The sequence below is a fragment of the uncultured Maritalea sp. genome (assembly GCF_937139385.1).
Lineage (GTDB): Bacteria > Pseudomonadota > Alphaproteobacteria > Rhizobiales > Devosiaceae > Maritalea > Maritalea porphyrae_A.
Genome location: NZ_CAKZPW010000011.1, coordinates 1 through 17,228, shown reverse-complemented (window position 1 = coordinate 17,228; position 17,228 = coordinate 1). Strand labels below are relative to the sequence as shown.

General features: G+C 49.1%; 14 protein-coding genes. 4 read left to right on the top strand and 10 right to left on the bottom strand.

Features of this window, described 5'->3' with window-relative positions:
- Positions 1–1,208: HAMP domain-containing protein (locus Q0231_RS00510; protein WP_299343638.1), on the bottom strand; the 1,208-nt coding region annotated here is incomplete at its 3' end.
- Positions 1,209–1,526: 318 nt separating this feature from the next.
- Between Q0231_RS00510 and Q0231_RS00505 the strand changes: the two genes are divergently transcribed.
- The 3 genes from Q0231_RS00505 (at position 1,527) to Q0231_RS00495 (ending at position 4,402) form a co-directional block, all read left to right on the top strand.
- The gene (locus tag Q0231_RS00505; RefSeq protein WP_269392829.1) at positions 1,527–1,973 is read left to right on the top strand and encodes a carboxymuconolactone decarboxylase family protein; all 447 of its coding nucleotides are present in this window, start codon (positions 1,527–1,529) and stop codon (positions 1,971–1,973) included.
- Positions 1,974–1,980: 7 nt separating this feature from the next.
- Positions 1,981–2,892, top strand: a complete 912-nt coding sequence (locus tag Q0231_RS00500) for a sigma-70 family RNA polymerase sigma factor (RefSeq protein WP_269392830.1) — start codon at positions 1,981–1,983, stop codon at positions 2,890–2,892.
- A 76-nt stretch (positions 2,893–2,968) separates the two neighbouring features.
- On the top strand, positions 2,969–4,402 hold the full coding sequence (locus Q0231_RS00495; protein WP_299343634.1) for an MFS transporter: 1,434 nt from the start codon (positions 2,969–2,971) through the stop codon (positions 4,400–4,402).
- Positions 4,403–4,437: 35 nt separating this feature from the next.
- Here the strand turns inward: Q0231_RS00495 and Q0231_RS00490 are convergent, their stop codons facing one another.
- Genes Q0231_RS00490 through Q0231_RS00480 form a run of 3 tightly spaced genes read right to left on the bottom strand, consistent with a single transcriptional unit; the run spans position 4,438 to position 9,576 of the window.
- Positions 4,438–5,283, bottom strand: coding sequence for an ABC transporter six-transmembrane domain-containing protein (locus tag Q0231_RS00490; RefSeq protein ID WP_299343632.1), 846 nt, complete (start codon positions 5,281–5,283; stop codon positions 4,438–4,440).
- A gap of 57 nt (positions 5,284–5,340) precedes the next feature.
- A complete protein-coding gene (locus Q0231_RS00485; protein ID WP_299343630.1) occupies positions 5,341–8,448 on the bottom strand; it encodes an efflux RND transporter permease subunit in 3,108 nt (1,035 codons plus the stop codon).
- A 3-nt stretch (positions 8,449–8,451) separates the two neighbouring features.
- A complete protein-coding gene (locus Q0231_RS00480) occupies positions 8,452–9,576 on the bottom strand; it encodes an efflux RND transporter periplasmic adaptor subunit (protein WP_299343628.1) in 1,125 nt (374 codons plus the stop codon).
- 470 nt (positions 9,577–10,046) lie between these two features.
- Here Q0231_RS00480 and Q0231_RS00475 point away from each other — a divergent pair, with 470 nt between their 5' ends.
- The gene (locus Q0231_RS00475; RefSeq protein WP_299343627.1) at positions 10,047–10,634 is read left to right on the top strand and encodes a TetR/AcrR family transcriptional regulator; all 588 of its coding nucleotides are present in this window, start codon (positions 10,047–10,049) and stop codon (positions 10,632–10,634) included.
- A 323-nt stretch (positions 10,635–10,957) separates the two neighbouring features.
- Here the strand turns inward: Q0231_RS00475 and Q0231_RS00470 are convergent, their stop codons facing one another.
- The 6 genes from Q0231_RS00470 to Q0231_RS00445 are packed head-to-tail and all read right to left on the bottom strand — an operon-like array spanning position 10,958 to position 16,971.
- Complete coding sequence (locus tag Q0231_RS00470; protein WP_299343625.1) at positions 10,958–11,596, bottom strand: isochorismatase family cysteine hydrolase; 639 nt, start codon at positions 11,594–11,596, stop codon at positions 10,958–10,960.
- A gap of 2 nt (positions 11,597–11,598) precedes the next feature.
- On the bottom strand, positions 11,599–12,366 hold the full coding sequence (locus tag Q0231_RS00465) for an N-formylglutamate amidohydrolase (RefSeq protein ID WP_299343623.1): 768 nt from the start codon (positions 12,364–12,366) through the stop codon (positions 11,599–11,601).
- Positions 12,367–12,375: 9 nt separating this feature from the next.
- Complete coding sequence (locus Q0231_RS00460; RefSeq protein WP_269392838.1) at positions 12,376–13,269, bottom strand: branched-chain amino acid ABC transporter permease; 894 nt, start codon at positions 13,267–13,269, stop codon at positions 12,376–12,378.
- Position 13,270: 1 nt separating this feature from the next.
- Complete coding sequence (locus Q0231_RS00455) at positions 13,271–13,990, bottom strand: ABC transporter ATP-binding protein (protein WP_299343620.1); 720 nt, start codon at positions 13,988–13,990, stop codon at positions 13,271–13,273.
- A 17-nt stretch (positions 13,991–14,007) separates the two neighbouring features.
- Positions 14,008–15,165 carry an ABC transporter substrate-binding protein gene (locus Q0231_RS00450; protein WP_299343618.1) on the bottom strand — a complete coding sequence of 386 codons (1,158 nt, stop codon included), beginning with the start codon at positions 15,163–15,165 and terminating at the stop codon, positions 14,008–14,010.
- 27 nt (positions 15,166–15,192) lie between these two features.
- Positions 15,193–16,971, bottom strand: coding sequence for a branched-chain amino acid ABC transporter ATP-binding protein/permease (locus Q0231_RS00445; RefSeq protein ID WP_269392841.1), 1,779 nt, complete (start codon positions 16,969–16,971; stop codon positions 15,193–15,195).
- Between the last annotated feature and the right edge of the window lie 257 nt (positions 16,972–17,228).

The window sequence follows — 17,228 nt, the reverse complement described above, 5'->3', positions numbered from 1 at the left end:
GCTGCGTCCACAACTTCGCCAAAGGCACGTTGCAGTTCTTGCATCATATCCGCACGTTCCACCATGCGCTGCTTGGAAGCCATCTTCTCTTCTTCGGTCATTTCATTCACCCGAAGTCCATTGGCCCGGAAAACCTCAACCGCTCGCGCCATTTCTCCAAGTTCGTTGGTTCGCTTTGTAAATGGGACGTCCAGATCAAGATCACCATTTGCCAAATTACGCATGGTGGTCGTGATGCGTTTAAGTGGCTGCGTAATCGTCCACCCAATTGCAATAGCTGCCAAGATGGTCAGAACGAGAGCCGCACCAATGACCGCCAATATAAATATGCGGGCATTTTCTGTCACCGTTTCAAGGTTTTCGCGGGCCAATTGGCCGTTGATGTCAGCGTTGGCAATAACGACAGCTAACTCGTTGTCCATGGATTGGTAAAGTAGATCCAATTGTTGTTGAAAGTCTATGTGACGCGACTTTGCGCCAGCATATTCATCGAACGCAAGATTGTATAATTCGATCAGATCGGCCAACTCAATGCGTTCCATTGGGTCGACATTTTCCTTTTGCGCGGCCCGCAACACTTTCTTGATCTGTTTGTCGACGTTGAGAATGTTGCGATCGCCACCACCAACCACAAACTCACGTTCGGCCAAGCGCATGCGCGTATACTCAAGATTGATTAGGTCCGATTTGTAAGGTTTGATTTTGCTCGCCACCACCTTGTCTGCTTCGGTAAATTCGAAGTAGAAGCCGCTTTCTGCTTTGGGTGATATCTCGATGCTTGTTTCTACCAGCGCATCAAAGAGCCCGCGATATTCAGCCAACTGAAGTTTGAGGCGCTCAATGTTTTCAGAAATGTCACTTTGACCAACTTGTTCTGAAAGCGCGTCAAGCAGGGCAGCCGTGTTGGTGCTTTCCGCGCGTTGCATTTCAGCAATGGCAAGGTCGTCTCGCAGGATGAAATCTTTCTCAAATTGACGCACAGCCAGATTTGAGCGCCCCACCGCTTGGGCAAGCTGCTGCACTTTAGCGAAGTGACGCTCGCTCGCTATTTCGACTGATTTTTGCTGCTCGGAAAGCAAAAACAACCCACCAACCACAACAATGAGCAGTGCGCTCAGAACAGCGCCAATGGCAATGCGCGTGGAGATCTTGAGCGATTTGAACATAGAAAAGTCTGGCCTTGAAAACCGTATACGTGGGAAATTCATCTGGTTTCCTCCTCACCAAATTCTAGCGAAGAATAGTCTGCAATGGTTTCTAATTGGTTACATACCAATTTAATACAAATGAGCCCCAACCTAAGGAAAGTTCGTTGGATGCGACCGCATTCTTCATGCAGATGCCATTTCTAAGAACAGCTTGCTTGAAACGTTTTGCGATCCGTTCCAGCGTTTTTCGGGCGCAGTAAGCTAATGAAATGGTGATATCAATTATAAGAAAAGCAAAAAACAAACTGCAAAGACGTCACAACATGGCGCCGCCAATCGTCATCATCACAGGTATCAAGACCAGAACATGGAGTGATTATGACGACGACGTTTGAAGATGGTAGCGCCCCGATTGTGCACGAACAGGTAGATCCGCAGCTCATAGGACATTTAGGGCAAGTGCATCCAATGATGGCCGAGCGTGGGTTGGGTGCTGGGTTATCGGCTCTAATTGAATTAAGAATTTCACAGATCAACCAATGTGCCTATTGCGTCAACCTGCATATAGTGGAGGCGCGTAAAGCGGGCATTGAACAAGAGAAGCTAGACAAGCTTGTGGTTTGGCAGCATTTCGATGTTTTTTCTCCGGCTGAAAAAGCTGTATTGGCTTGGGCAGAAGCGTTGACTTACCTCATCGATGGTACAAATTACGCCAGTTTACGCGCCAATCTGCGTGCCCACTTCTCCGACAAAAACATTACAGCCATCACCACTGATATTGGTATGATCAACCTGTGGAACCGCATTCAGATATCCAAACACTAGGTCTGGCATGACACAGAAGACTGATATTTTCGAAGACGCAAGACCCAAGCTCATGGGTCTTGCATATCGTCTTTTGGGATCATTCAGCGATGCCCAGGATATTGTCCAAGATACTTATGTGAAATGGTTGGCCCACAAGGGGGATTTGGACACGCCTATGGCGTGGCTCAATCGTGTTTGCACAAATGCGTGCCTTGACCAATTGAAGTCAGCCCATCGAAGTCGGGTGGATTATGTCGGATCCTGGATACCTGACCACATCCAAACCGAATTTGTACAAAGTGCTGATGAGCAATCTGAGTTTGCATCCACTCTGAGCACAGCGTTTTTGCTTTTACTTGAACGGCTCACCCCTAAAGAGCGGGCGTCCTATTTGTTGCATGACATCTTTGCAATGCCCTTTGACGAAATCGCGGATATCTTGAACCTGCAACCGGCGGCATGTCGAAAAATGGCGTCTAGAGCACGCCGGTTTGTCAGCGAAAGTAACACGCGCCATTTGCCGTCGGTTAAGCGGCAACAAGAGCTTTTGGCCGCATTCCAAACAGCGCTCTCGACTGGTGACACGACGCAACTCAGTTCAATGCTGCGGGACGACAGTAAGTTGCGCGCTGACAGTGGTGGAGAAGTCGATGCGGTGCGTCAAGTGATTGAGGGTCAGAAAGAAATCGGTACCTTCGTTGAAAGCGTCTTGCAAAAAGCTTGGAACAATATGCAAATTGATGTTGTTTTCATCAACGATGCCCTTGGGCTGACAATTCATGATGGCCCCACCCTACATGCGACTGTTTCATTTGGCTATGATCTGAACGGCTCTGCAAACCAAGTTTTCATAATGCGACATCCAAACAAACTTCGAGAGTTCCAACGCTCTGGCACCATGAAAATCTGCTCTTTTGTTCCTGAATCTGGCGCCTAAGTCACAATCCGCACTTTCCAATCGTCAAGTTACAAAGTGCCACAATTGTCGGCATCCTATGCGTGAAGGAAAGCACATGGCAGAAACTCATTCCACCCCCAAACCATCCCGCTGGAGCGACTTGGCCGAAAAAGCGCACCTGGCCTATTCGGTTTTGTTTGCGGGCAGCGTGGCTTTGCATGCTGTGAACGTTTTCATCTCGATCACGATCATGCCAACGGTGGTTCGTGATATTGGCGGACTTGGATTATATGCCTGGAGCTCAACCGTTTTCATAGCTTCATCGATATTAAGCGCGGCACTGACATCCCAACTACTGGGGTTGTTGGGCATAAAAGGCGCTTATATTTCTGCTGTCGGCATTTTTATTCTTGGCACGACGCTGTGCGCCGCAGCTCCGGATATATGGACCTTAATTCTTGGTCGTGCCATCCAGGGGGGCGGTGGTGGCTTTTTTTACGCCCTTTCATATGCGGTCATTCGTTTGGTCTATCCCAAACCGCTGTGGCCCCTTGCGATTGGTTTGATTTCCGCCATGTGGGGTGTTGCCACTCTGCTTGGCCCAGCAATCGGCGGGGTATTCGCCCAAATACAGGCATGGCGCATGGCATTTTGGGTCCTGATCCCCTTTGCTACAGCAATTGGTGGGTTGGCCTTAATAAGTCTGCCCTCAAAACGGGTGGCACATGACCGCACCAACGTAATTCCATTCGCCCAACTTTTGCTGCTACTCCTAATTGTCTTAAGCGTTTCAATCGGGAGCATCAACACAACAGTGGTAAAGGCTATTTTTGCGTTGGTCATGGTGGTGATTTTCGGCGGAGCTTTGGTGTTTTTTGACCGCACTTTAACCGCTAGACTTTTACCAGCGGGGAGCTTTTCGCTTAAATCGAGTTTAGGGGCACGCTATCTATATGTGGCTCTGATCATTCTTGCGATGCAAGTCGAGATTTTTGTGCCCTTCTTTTTGATTAGATTGCATGGGTTGTTGCCCATTTGGGCCGGGTTTATTGGTGCGTTCATGGCGCTTGGCTGGACAGCGGGCTCGATGCTGACGGCAAATTGGCAAGGCCCAAAGGTTCGCGTGCTTCTCCAACTCGGTCCATTGATTTGTGCCATGGGATTGCTACTGCAAGGATTGTTTTTACCCCAACTTTCAGACGGACATTGGATCAACCTGGCGCCCATTTGTTTTGGCCTTCTTGGCATCGGATTTGGCATAGGCGTGTCATGGCCACACATCGTTGTACAGATCTACAATTGCGCACCGACGAAGGAGCACGACCTGGCCGCCGGGGGCATCACCACTGTCCAATTGTTTGCCACGGCCTTTGGGGCTGCGCTGGCGGGCATGGTCGTAAACCTTGCAGGACTGAGCAATACAATCTCCCCACTAGAGCAAACCCAAGCTGCATCGGCCCTATGCCTCACATTTTTGGCGTTTCCAATCGCATGTGTTTTTGTCGCGCGCGGTTTCTCAAACGTGCCAAAGCGAAAATCTAACTCTTGATGTGCGAACAGATTTATCGAAAGGCTATGCCACAGTTAATTTTCGTTTATCCGTATCGTTATTTCTTTAAGACGTGACCAACTTTGCAATGTCATTGGGGCTGCAAGAGCAGACTCAACGAATTCCCAAGAATAACTGAGAATTGCAAAAATCGCCCCGACAGAAACGGCAAGGGTCGTTGTAGCGTACCACAAATTGAACATGATCATGCCAAACAGCACTAAGAATATCGCTCCATAAAGCAATGATTCCGCATCCGAAATTTTGACTTCCGTTCTACGCAGGTAGAGCAAGTGAGATCTGAGCGCTAATCGCTTTCTCAGCGTTAGGATATCAATTTGCATCTCTGTTTGATGGTTCAATTCGCCATTCAAGTTGTAAAATCTTTTGTGAAACAACACATATATGAGCAGGATAAGTGCGAAGGTAATTGCTGCGGCCGCTGCCAAAAACGCGTCAAACGAAAACAACACTATGATTGAAATGGCAAGTTGAACAAAAGCCATTGCCCCGTCCGGAATTTCGTTTTCCAGAAAATCAGCTAGTTCTCGCCCCATACTTAGTCGGGCATTCAGGGCTGAAATTGAAGTCGCTCTTGAGTTTTGGGACTGCAGGAGGCCCACATGAACACGCACTGCGCCAAAAACGCGTGTGTCATAGGCTCTGCGCCCAACACTCAGAGCGACAAGCGCGAACAAAACGACGCCAAGCAACCATAATTCATCTGTGCGGTCTTCAAGAAGACCATCTATGGCAAAGCTCATGAAGAGAGGAATGAGCGCCATTGAGGCTGCTTCACACAAAGTCAAAAACCAGGTCAGTGATATCCGACCGGGAAAAGTGCAGAACAACGCCCGCATCCTTATTGGCTTGTCACTCATATTAGCCTTTTCGTTTTATCAAATCGAACAGACCGCCAAGCCGTCACCAAATCGGGCTTAGATCGTCTTGCCTGAACCCGATATTATTCGCTTGAAGTCTTCAGAAATTGCGAGCAACACAGGCACCAAAATCAACATTAGCGCTGTGCCAAATATCTCACCATAAGCCAGCGAAACCGCGGCGGGGATGAGATATTGAGCCTGTTCAGATGTTTCGGCAAGTAGTGGTAAAAGTCCAACAACAGTTGTTGCTGTCGTCAAGAAGATCGCCTGAAAACGTCCAATGCCCGCATCTTTGAGAGACTGGCTTACATCCTTTCCGCTTTCGCGCGCTTGATTATACCGCGTGATCAAGACCAAACTGTCATTTACCACCACACCCGTGAGCGCCAGCATTCCAAAGAAGGAAAAGAGCGACAGTGATATACCAACGATGAAGTGGCCAACTGCCGCGCCAACAAATCCAAACGGGACAATGGCCAAAATGACGAGTGGCTGCCAATAGCTTTTTAGCGGAACGGCAAGAAGCACGTAAATGAGAACAGATGCGATAAGCAGGGCCCGTACCAAGCCGTCTTGTATTTCCCCCATTTCTTCTAGTTCACCACCAGATGACACGGTAACGGAGGGATATTTTTTTGCAAACACCTTGATAATATCACGGCTTACCGCTTGACCAACTTCGGATGGCGAAACAATGGATCGGTCAATAGAGGCAGCAACTGTATTAGAGAGCTTGGCGTTGGTTCGGCTTACCGAGCCAGAAACGTAAGACCCTTCTATTGTTGCGACTGTTGTCAATGGCACCCATTGTCCATTTGTCGAACGCAACTCCGATTTCAAAAGATCATCGATTGTATCACGAGCAGTTTTGGCATTTTGCACGAGCACCTTGACCTCATTTCCCTCGCGCAGAATGCGCTGAACGTGGGCACCGCCAAAGTTTTGGCCGATTTGGGTCGCGAGTGTTTGCGCAGTGAAACCCAAACTTCTCGCCTCCTGCCGAACCCTTAATCGCAGCTCAGGCTGCCCACCCTGTAACGAATCCCGCACATTGCTCACACCTTCAATATTGCCCAGGTATTCGCGCAGTTCTTTGCTGGCAATGCCGAGAAGCTGCGCGTCTTTTGACCGAAGATCTAATCTAAACCCGCCGCCCAGTTCTTCGGCGCCAGAAAACTGCAATTCCACCGCGCCCTCAACCTGGCCAACCCGTTTGCGCCATTCACGCAACATGTCTAAAATTTTGACCCCCGGACGTTCGGCAACGGGACTGAGTTCTGCAAAGATTTGCGCCTCATTTGCGCTAGAAATCAATACGAATGTTGTACGGTTCGGAACCTCATCAAGTTCGTACTGTACTTTGTATTCGTCATTAAGCTCATCGCCGATTTTCTCAATATGCGCCACATTATCTCTAGTCAGCGTAAAGGGCGCTCGGGCGTCCATTTTCAAGTTTATAGTGATCACTTGCCCTGGCACGTCTGGAAAGAAAACAAGTTTGATTTTTCCATTTGCCACGAGGCCAAGCCCCAAAACAGCTGCCGAAATGAACATCACCAGCGCTGCATAACGATGATGAACCGCAGCCACTAGCATGGGGTAGTAGATATTGTCCCGGAACCAAAACAATGCAAATTGTGCGATGGATTGCACTTTGGACCACATTCGAGCCGGCAACGATTTGCCCGGCTCACCAATTCTGATATGGGCTAAATGCGCGGGCAAAATGAACTTGCTTTCAATAAGCGAAAACACAAGAGCCAGAATTACTACCCCTGAAAATCCAGCCAAAACTTTGCCCAGTGGATTATCAATAAGCAACATAGGGAAAAACGCAGCGATGGTGGTCAACACACCAAAAACGGTGGCCGTAGCAACTTTTTGCACACCCGCTTCAGTGCCTTTTATCGGGTCTTTGGTTTTGCCCCGCTCCTCAAAAACGCTTTCCCCCACCACAACGGCATCATCCACCAGAATTCCTAGGGCGATGATCAAACCAAAGGTAGTGACATCATTGAGCGAATAATCAACCCATTTCGAGCCCGCCACAGCTATTGCGCCCAGGACAGAAATCGGTATGCCCATAGCCACCCAAAACGCCAAACGAACGTTTAGAAAAATCGACAGTATTAATGCCACCAAGGCCAAACCTTGAACACCGTTGGATCGAAGCAACGCCAATCGATCAGAAATATAGTTGGAGCTGTTTCCCCAAACGGTGATGTTAACGTTTGGAGGCAATTGAGGTGTAAAATCTGCCACCGTTCGCTTGACCACATCTGCGACCTTAAGCAAGTTTTCTTTTTGGCCGATCAATACTTCCATGCCGACTGTGTTTTTGCCGTTCAATCGAAACAAGAAGTCACCTTCAACAAAAGCGTCGCTGATGTGAGCAATATCACCCAACAAAACACGAGAGCCGCCTTCGCGCTCGATCACAGGAATGTTTTCAAAATCGCTGACATATCTTGCTCGATCGTCAGCGCGCAACAAAATGTTCCCACCTGATGTACGAAGCGAGCCGGCTTGAAAGTTCAGCGAGTTTGATTGGATAGCATCGACAATATTTGTCGTGGTAACATTGAGCTGGCGCAGTTTCTCTGGTTCAACTTCAATATGCAGCTCTTGAGGAACAATACCCCAGATTTTCAACCGAGACAGTTCTGGTTTTGCCAATAACTCCTCTTTGAGGCGACGAGCCAGCGTCTGCAATGTTGCGGGGTCCGTGTAGCCATACAGATTGACGTAAAGTGCGGGGAAGTCGAAACCGGATGCCTCAATCACCGGTGATCGTGCCTCACTTGGCAGATCCGAAATAGCGTCGATCCGCAGGCGGACCTTATCCAGGAGTTTTTGCAAGTCTTGACCGCCGGCTCGCCTTACGGACACAAAGCTAAACCCTTGCGAGGATTGTGACCTAATCTCTTTGACGCCCTCCAGACCTTCTAGCGACTGCTCGATGCGGTGTGTGACAAGCTCGCTCACCTGCTGCGCCGTCGCGTTGGCATAGGTTGTTGAGATTTGAACACTCTCTGCGGGTATCCGCGGAAAACCTTCGATCCGCATTGAAACCAAAGTCATACCACCAAGGAACAAGATCAACGCCATGAGTAAATTGGCAGCAACCGGGTTGCGGATAAACCACGATGTCAAACTATGCATATTCTAATTTCCATTCGCAACCACTGGCTGTCCGGGCAAAAAGCTGGCCAGCGGAGTTTTGACAACTCGCCAAGTATCGCCCTGGGCTGGGGCTTGGATGAATATCCGATCGTGTTTTCGAAAAAGGATTTTTGGCGTTAGGCGTTGCAGCAGGTCTTCCTGATCGACATGCCAGACGTACCCTTCCCTTGTCATTGAGTCCGCTGACAAGTCCAGGACGCCATTCAACAAGCGACCGTCAAACGATGCTTGTAAAAACTCTCCTGCAAGGACCGAAGTGTCGCCTTGCGGATTAACGCTCAAAAACACGCGGTACTGTCGCGTGTTCTTGTCAAGATACCCACCACTCTGGCGTATGGTTGCGCTACCAACCAAGTTTCCTTGATCATCCAGCAATTGCGTGGTCTGCCCTTCTATGGGGTGGTCAAGCAGATCCCAATTTTTTCGATCCAATTCAACCACCATTTCGAAATGACTGTCGTCCTGCAAAAGCACAAGTGTCTCGCCCACGGATACTGATTGTCCTAAACTGGCTTGCCTTTGCGCAACAAACCCCGAAAACGGCGCTGAAATGGTGGTGTCTGAGAGTTGCATCCGTGCGACATTGAGTTGTGCCTTGGCCGCGACAACCGTTTTCTCCGCAATATCTAACTCTGGGATTTTTAATGCGAGATCATTGGGTGGGGAGCTCCCGTCGCGTTCAAATTGGTTTCGCGCTAATTGTGTTGCGTTTTTGGCGCGCCATAAGTCGAGTTTTGCTTGGGCAAGGATTTGCTCCGCACTTGCAAGCGTTGCTTGATATTGGTTTTTTTCAATTTCGAAAAGCGGTTCATTTTTTGAGACACGCGAGCCTTCTAGCGCCGCATTATATACCTTTATTATTCGACCAGAAACGGAGCTGCGAATTTGCGCATTCCATTGCGGGCTAACTTCAGCGAAAACGCGGACCTGAGCAACCTGATCAATCGGATGTATCTGTTCAACAGAGACAATTTGCAGCGAAATGTCGCGCTCGACTTTTAGGACTTCCACTTCATCCTCCAGCGAAAAAACGTAGAGCGTTACGATGATCAAGACCGTTAGTGAAAGAACAATCCAAACCCACCGTTTCTGTAATATTGAAATCACCGAATTCTTCCCTTTTTTGCAGAAGTTTTTCTCGAATACACGCCTTGTTGGGCTGGCTAATCACGTTTGCCTTTTTCGCGCTCAATTTGTTTTGCCAGTGTCGCTGGCAAAAACCGCATCCCCGTGTTTAACCAAACGTCCCTTCAGCCGAAAAGAATGCGTTTCTCATCTGTTTCCCGTCTTGCCAGCTCTGTTGGGTTTGGAAATCCTGAGTGGACTTGAGGAAGCAGAAACAACTCTTAACTGTCGACAACGGTTTGACTTCTTGCTGTGGCATACGTTTGCTTGTTAGAACTTATGGTCACTGGAATTGTTTTGGGACGCAGGGAAGAACCATTGAAACAAAGGTGCGCTGATTTGCCCCCACCACGAGCCACTAGCCTGAATTTCCCCTTTCAGTTTAGCTCGCCCATGAATATGAACGAACGATCGTTCACTATTTAGTTTTTAGAACTCGAGATGTCAAGTATATGCCTGAAAAAGAAAAGCCAGTTCATCCCCGCAAGATCGAAATTGTTGAAGCAGCAGTCACTTGTTTTTTGGAGCGCGGATATCATCAGACAGGCGTGCGCGATATTGCCAAACAGGCTGGCGTCAGTCTTGGCAATCTTTACAATCACTTCAAAGGAAAAGAAGACGTCTTGGCATTCATTGCCGAGATTGAAGTTGAAGAAACAGGCCATTTCATAGAATTGCTTGTTGAGCCTAATGACCCTTTAGCCGCACTCGAACAGTTCATCTATGAATATGCGATCTACATCTCGCATCCCGAAAATGCGCTGCTGGGGGTTGAGATTTTGACCGAAGCAATACGCAACCCGATGATCTCTGATGTGTTTGGGAAAAACCGGACCAGGTTGGTTGACGCCCTCGTCAGTTGCCTCAACAAAGGGATAAAACTCAGAGTTTTCGCTTCATATGATGATTTATCCACGATCGCCTTCATGATGTTGGATACGCTAGAAGGGCGCGGCATTCGCAACCTGGAGCAGAGCACAATTGACGAAACCTCAATCCGATCACTGCAATCGTTTATTCTTAATGGTCTGAAACTTTAGCGCCGCATTGATTGTGAGAGTTATTCTAGCTTGGTGCGCAATTTGCTCGTGCAAGAAGGGATGCATTTTATCACCGACCAGAACAAACGCGTTCAAACTCTATGCTTGGCAGGCAACTTTGCGGTGCTGGTTTTAGTATCCGCTATGACGGTTGCGTCCGGTTCGTGTGACGCTCAGAAAGCAATGCGGAACGCCACACGTTTTGACCCAATTGACCAACAAGTCGTACTCCGTTTTTCGGGCCACGCCAAATTAGGTTGATAGCATATTGCAACAACAATTCACTGTTTTGGTTATTGAGGTAAAGTTCTAAGCCGTTTGACTTAACCAAGCTCACTAAGCAATTCTTGAGTTGTGACTTGTCGACAATATCCTTTGATCGTGTTTATTGAATTTGCGTGTCGCTCAGAGGTATAGGTCGCGCAAGCATCTGTAACTTGGGTCACCAAATAGCCAAGATCACAAGCGTCTCGAATTGCACTTTCAACGCATTGATCGGTGATGATGCCCGAAATAACCAGTTGTTTCACGCCTAGGTTTCGCAAAACGTAATCAATATGCGTTGAGATAAAAACCGACGAGGAAGACTTGGGCAACACAATCTCGTTTTCGTCAGGCATTAGTTCGTCGATAACCTTACCGTCCCAAGATCCCTTTGGCACATTGAAGCCGGTTATCTTGTAATCCAACGACCTATCACGGCCATCAAGTGTCAAGCTTTCAATCGTTGTGTACAAAACTTCCATTTGTTTCTTGCGAAACGCGGCCTGCAACTTTTGCATATTGGGGATCACATGTTCAGCCATTTGCCCAAAGAACCAGCCATAGTCTTTTTCAAACTCTGTATCGCTCAATTTCTTGAATTCGCCACCATCACGTTTTGCAGCGAAGTTCTGAACATCGACAAACAAGAGGCCGGACTGATCAGGTTGCAAAGGTATGTTTCGAGAAAGTGTTTTCATTTTTAGTCTTCCATTAGTTGTGTGACGGCGTGGGCCAGCTGGTCGGCCCAAAAATTCTGTCCGATTTTGTCACTAATCTGGTCATTTCGCACTTCGATCAATGAATGTGGAATATTGTTCAATTCGCCGTGCCTTGGAACAAACCAATCACTTTCGTCATCGATTTGATAGGGCTGGTTCATCCCAATTGAAATGTTGGGCTGATCTTTGCTGATCGCTGCAGCCAATTTTTCTGGTGTCTGTGCGTCGCCCCGAAACAAAAAGGCCAACGGCCAAGGGCGCGGCACAGCGCCCAGCACTGGGTTGAAACTGTGAATGGAAAGAACAAGTCGAAATTGTTTCGAACTAATTGCTTGATCAACTCCATGATGAAACGGCCAAAAGATCTCTTCGGCGCGCAATTTCTCTTCAATGGGAGAAAGGTTTTTATTGCCCGGTATCAATATATTGTCAGCCATTTCGGGCATGGCGTCCGGGGCATTTGGCGGGCGATTGCAATCAATCACCAAGCGCGAATATCGCTGCAAGATTGCCGGCGCGTTTAAGCGTGTTGCAAGTGCTTTGGTAAGCGCTGCAGCGCCGATGTCCCAGCCGATATGTTTGTCCAAATCCGCCTTTTTTAAGCCCAGCCCTTCAAGTCTTTGAGGTATATATTGGCCTGCATGTTCACAAACCAACAACACGTCTGCCTGGCCCTGAGGGTTAAAAAAGTCAATCGGGTCTGGATCAGCGCCACCAAGGAGACGCTGCAAGCCGCTTTGTTGCTGCATTGAAATCTCCTACACTTTTTCCGCTTTTAACGAGGCTGCAGGCAACAGCCCATTTGGGCGCATCACCAATACAAGTACAACAATACCAAGACCGATTGGGTCTCGGAATTCCTGCAATTCTGCGGGTAAAAATGCTGCAAGATAAATCTCGATAAAGCCAAGCAAAAACCCACCGGCAACCGCGCCGCGCAGACTACCCAGCCCACCCAAAATGGCAGCGATGAAGGCTTTGAGAACCGGGGTGAACCCCATCAATGGATCGACAGAGGCGCGCTGGCTCACCCATAAAATGGCGGCAACACCTGCGAGCAATCCTGAAATTGCAAAGGCGCCGGCGATCACCGTATTGGCCCTGATGCCCATGAGCCGTGCAACCGCAAAATCTTCAGCTGCAGCACGCATAGCAATGCCGTATTTTTGCTTGGATAAAAATCGATCTAAAAGCACCAGCATCACGATAGTCGAAACAATTGCCAAGAGCTTGTTGGTGCCAATCACCATGCCGCCAATTAGGATGCTGCCAGATATGACGTCGGGAATGTTGACGGCTTGCGATCGAACGGAAATGAAGTTCTGAAAAAGAACCTGTAAGATCATTGCCACCGCGAAACTGGTGACCAACATGGTGGCGCCCGAGCTATTGCGCACCGGACGAAATGCAATTCGCTCCATAAGGACGGCAGCAAGCATGGACGCCAATAAGGCAAGTGGTACGGCAAAAACAAAAGATATTCCCGCGAGGCCGCAATACATAAGCGTGTAGCCAGCGATTGTCATCAACTCACCATGGGCAAAATTGATTAGCCCCATGATTGAAAACACGACCGCCAACCCCAATGCCAAGAGCGCATAAGTGCCGCCCAGTGCAAACGCATTGACGGTTTGTTGTAAAAATAGATCCATCTCACGCGCCCCCTAAATAAGCATTCTGTAGATTTGAGCTCTCGGCTAATTCCTCAGCTGCGCCCGAAGTTGCAACCGTTCCATTGGCCAAAACGTAAGCACGATGCGCAATGTCCAAGGCCATGGAGACATTTTGTTCCACCACCAGAATTGTCACACCCTGATCGTTCAGCGTTTTGATCAATTCAAAGATTTGTTCAATAATTTTTGGTGCCAGACCAAGTGAAGGCTCATCCAGCAACAGCATTTTCGGGTTGCTCATGAGCGCCCGCCCAACGGCCAGCATTTGCTGTTGTCCGCCCGAAAGCGTGCCGGCAAATTGGTTTCGTCGCTCAGCCAAAATCGGGAACAGGTCGAAAACGCGGTCCCACGCCGCGCCGATTTCATTCGGATCCCGTAGTCCAAATGCTCCCATTTGCAAATTCTCAGCGACACTTAGCGTGTCAAAAACGCGCCGCCCTTCTGGCGAAAGTGTCATGCCAAGTCCGGGCAGCATTTCGGGGCGGATGTTTGTTATATTGTTGTCTTCAAAAATCACTTCACCGCTGAATGTTGGCACCAGGCCAACCAAAGCATTGAGTGTTGAAGATTTGCCTGCGCCGTTGGCGCCAAGCAGGGCGACGATTTCGCCCTGCTCAACATCAAAGTTGATCCCGTCAACCGCTTGCACGGCACCATAGCGCACATCAAGCGAACGGACTTGTAAAAGCGGTTGACCCATTTTGGTTTCTCCTAGCCTTATTGCATTCGAGGTGCAGGGATGATGGCAGGGTTTGGTGAAGGCTGACCGATCAGCTTGCGCTCCCCATTCGTCACACCAATCAATGTCACCTCACGCACTGGCATGCCGTTGGTGCCCTTGTAGGTGATCAGGCTGGTCGCCCCTTGTACATTTTCAAGATTTGCAATCGCATCGCGCAGTGCTTTTGAGTCTGCATCAGGCCCTGCGGCCAAACTCGCGGCTTCAATCACTTTTGCAAGGTCATAGCCAATCGCGTTGAACACTGTTTGGGATTCTTTGCCATAAGTTGCCTCATATTTGGCATCAAACGCAGCCATTGGGCTGTTTTCAGTTGGGTGTCCGGCTGTGGTAAATACCAATTGATCAGCGGCTGCCCCAATTGCAAAGGTTGTTGGACTGTCGATACCGTCGGATCCGATGACTTGGCTTGTTACGCCTGCTGCGCGCAGCGCCTTGATGAACGATGGGAAATCTGGCTCATATGCTGATGTCATCACCACGTCTGGCTGTGGGTCCATATTGGCGATGCGGGTCGCAATTGCAGAGAAATCCTGTTGGCCAAGTGTGTAAGTATCCTTGCCGATTACTTCACCACCAAGAGCCTGCATAACATCCGCGAAGTAGAGTGGCATGGATGTATATTGTGAATCTGGTGAGTAGACGATGTATGCCGTTTCCAATCCTTGATCATACGCCCATTGCGCCGAAACGGTTGCTTGCACATTGTCGCCCGGGAAGTTGGCGAACATGTAATCACCGCCAATCATGGGAAGAGTAGGCGAAGAAGCACATGTGGATATGGCCGGGACTTCAGCACTGGAAACGACAGATATTGCGGCCAACGCGGGGTCAGCATCGCAAGGCAAAATCAGCACTTTCGCACCTTCATCGACCAATTCCTGCGCTGCAATTGCTGTTTGCGCAGCATCAGAACGCACGTCCTTTTGAACCAACTCGATTATTAACGTGCCACCGATACCTCCTGCGGCATTAATCTCGTCGACCCCCAGTTTTAGCCCTTCAATCACTGGACCATCATAGGTTGCAAGGCCACCGGTTTGAGACGTTGCGACGCCGATTTTTAGGGTATCAGCGAATGTCGTGCCCGTCATGGCCACGGCTAAAGCGGCACCTGCCACAATTACCTTATTCATATTTCCTCTCCTTTTTTTAGTGGGCGCCTAAGCTGAACGCCCCAAATATGCGTCAATGACAGCTGGGTTGTTTCGGACTTCTTCTGGTGTCCCCTCAGCAATCTTTTTGCCTTCGTTTAAGACCGCAACACGGTCACAAAGCTGGTTAATGAGTTTCAGGTCGTGATCGACGAGCAAGATACCGATCCCCAAATCTGCGCAAAGCTGGCGCAGCGTTTCCATGAGTTGGTCGGTTTCTTCGCGGTTCATGCCCGCCGCAGGTTCGTCTAAGAACAAAAGCGAGGGCTGGCACGCAAGGGCACGTGCAATTTCGACGCGGCGCTGATCGCCATATGACAAGGTACCAGAATCTTCATTGGCACGGCCCAACATGCCCAAGCGCTCCAACGCGTTATATGTGCGTGTCTTCGCGTCGCGCCCACCTTTGGTCGAAAGGGCCGCAACATAAACATTCTGATAAACGGTCAGCTCGGGGAACAGTCGGATATTTTGAAACGTACGAGCGATGCCCAAATCCGCCATCTCGTTAGATTGACGGCCAACAAGGTCATTTCCATCGAGCAAAACGCTTCCAGAGGTTGGCGTAAGAACGCAAGACAATATGTTCATCACCGTGGTTTTGCCCGAGCCATTTGGGCCAATCAGGCCAAAGATCTCGCCGGACTTGATCTCGAGTGAAACATTATTCACCGCGACCAAACCGCCAAATTTCATAATAAGATCTTGTGCAACGAGCTCGGGCGCGGCCTCTTTCTCGGGCAATTGATTTGCAGCCTCTGGCGGCTTCACTTCGCGTGCAAATATGCGCTCTTCCCATTCTTTCAACCCGGCCAGACCATCGGCCTTTTTGAACATCGCGAACAGAATAATCAGTCCAATGCCAATTTGGGTGGTGCCAAAAATGGTCGGGATCTCAAGCCCAAAGAGCGAAAATCCGCCTTCAAGCCTACGCAAAACCTCGGTGATGAAGGTAATCACAAATGCGCCGGTTAAGGCACCCGTTACGGTTGACATGCCGCCAACAATCAACATTGAAAGCAGAAAAAAGGTATCGGTGAAATAGAACTTTTTGGGACTAAATGCCCCCAAAAAATGTGCAAGAAGAGAACCTGCAAGCGCCATAATCATCGCGCTTAGAACAAATGAAATGAGACGCTCTTTTTGAATATCGATACCTATTGCATTGGCAGCGATCGCATTGTCTCGCCCTGCGCGTAGGCGCAATCCCGATATTGAATCTCGGTAAATTCTGGCAACAACGAGTGCCAAAATGCAGGCAATGACCGCGGCGAATAGCGTTGTTTCTCTTGGCACGCCAAAAAAGGTCTGAGCGCCCCGCGTGACGTCGCGCCAGCCAATGGTTACTCCATGAATGATAATCAGCAGTCCCAGAGTGGAAATTGTCGCGGCGGAGCCTTCTAGACGTCCAATAGCAAGACCAACGATTGCGGCAACTATTCCCACCAAGATGAGCGCAACAATTGTCGCTGACACAAAGTCCAGCTGAACACTTGCCAGCCAGACTGGCAAATTCGGCAGGGTTGCTGTTTTTAGGGGTACGGGTAGGGTGAGCAGTGCGGCGCAATAAGCGCCAATGCCCATAAAACCAACGTGGCCAAAACTCAAGATGCCGCTATTGCCGCTGTAAACGCCCATGCCAGCCACGGCAATCAATGAGACCAAGAACACAATAACCGTGCGCTCGATCGCACTGCCGCCTGCAAGCGCAATGGCAGCAATGGCTGCTATCAACAAAATGATCGCGCCAGTTGCAAAAAGGATGTGGCGCATTGGTGCTGTGATCATTTACTCTCCCCCACCATGTTGGTTGCTGCTAGACTTTGATAAATATTTTTCAAAGTCAATACAAAAAAACATATTGACGAATTATTTTCATGTGAAATAGTGATCGTCATCGGAGGGGCTATATGACAGTGCGAGTGCAAATTGCAGAGCGAGCGGGAGAGTTTACCGCCAACGAGCGGAAGCTAAGTGCAACAATTTTGGCTGACTATCCGTTCGCTGGGTTGGCACCCATTCAGGTTCTTGCCGAAAAGACCAAT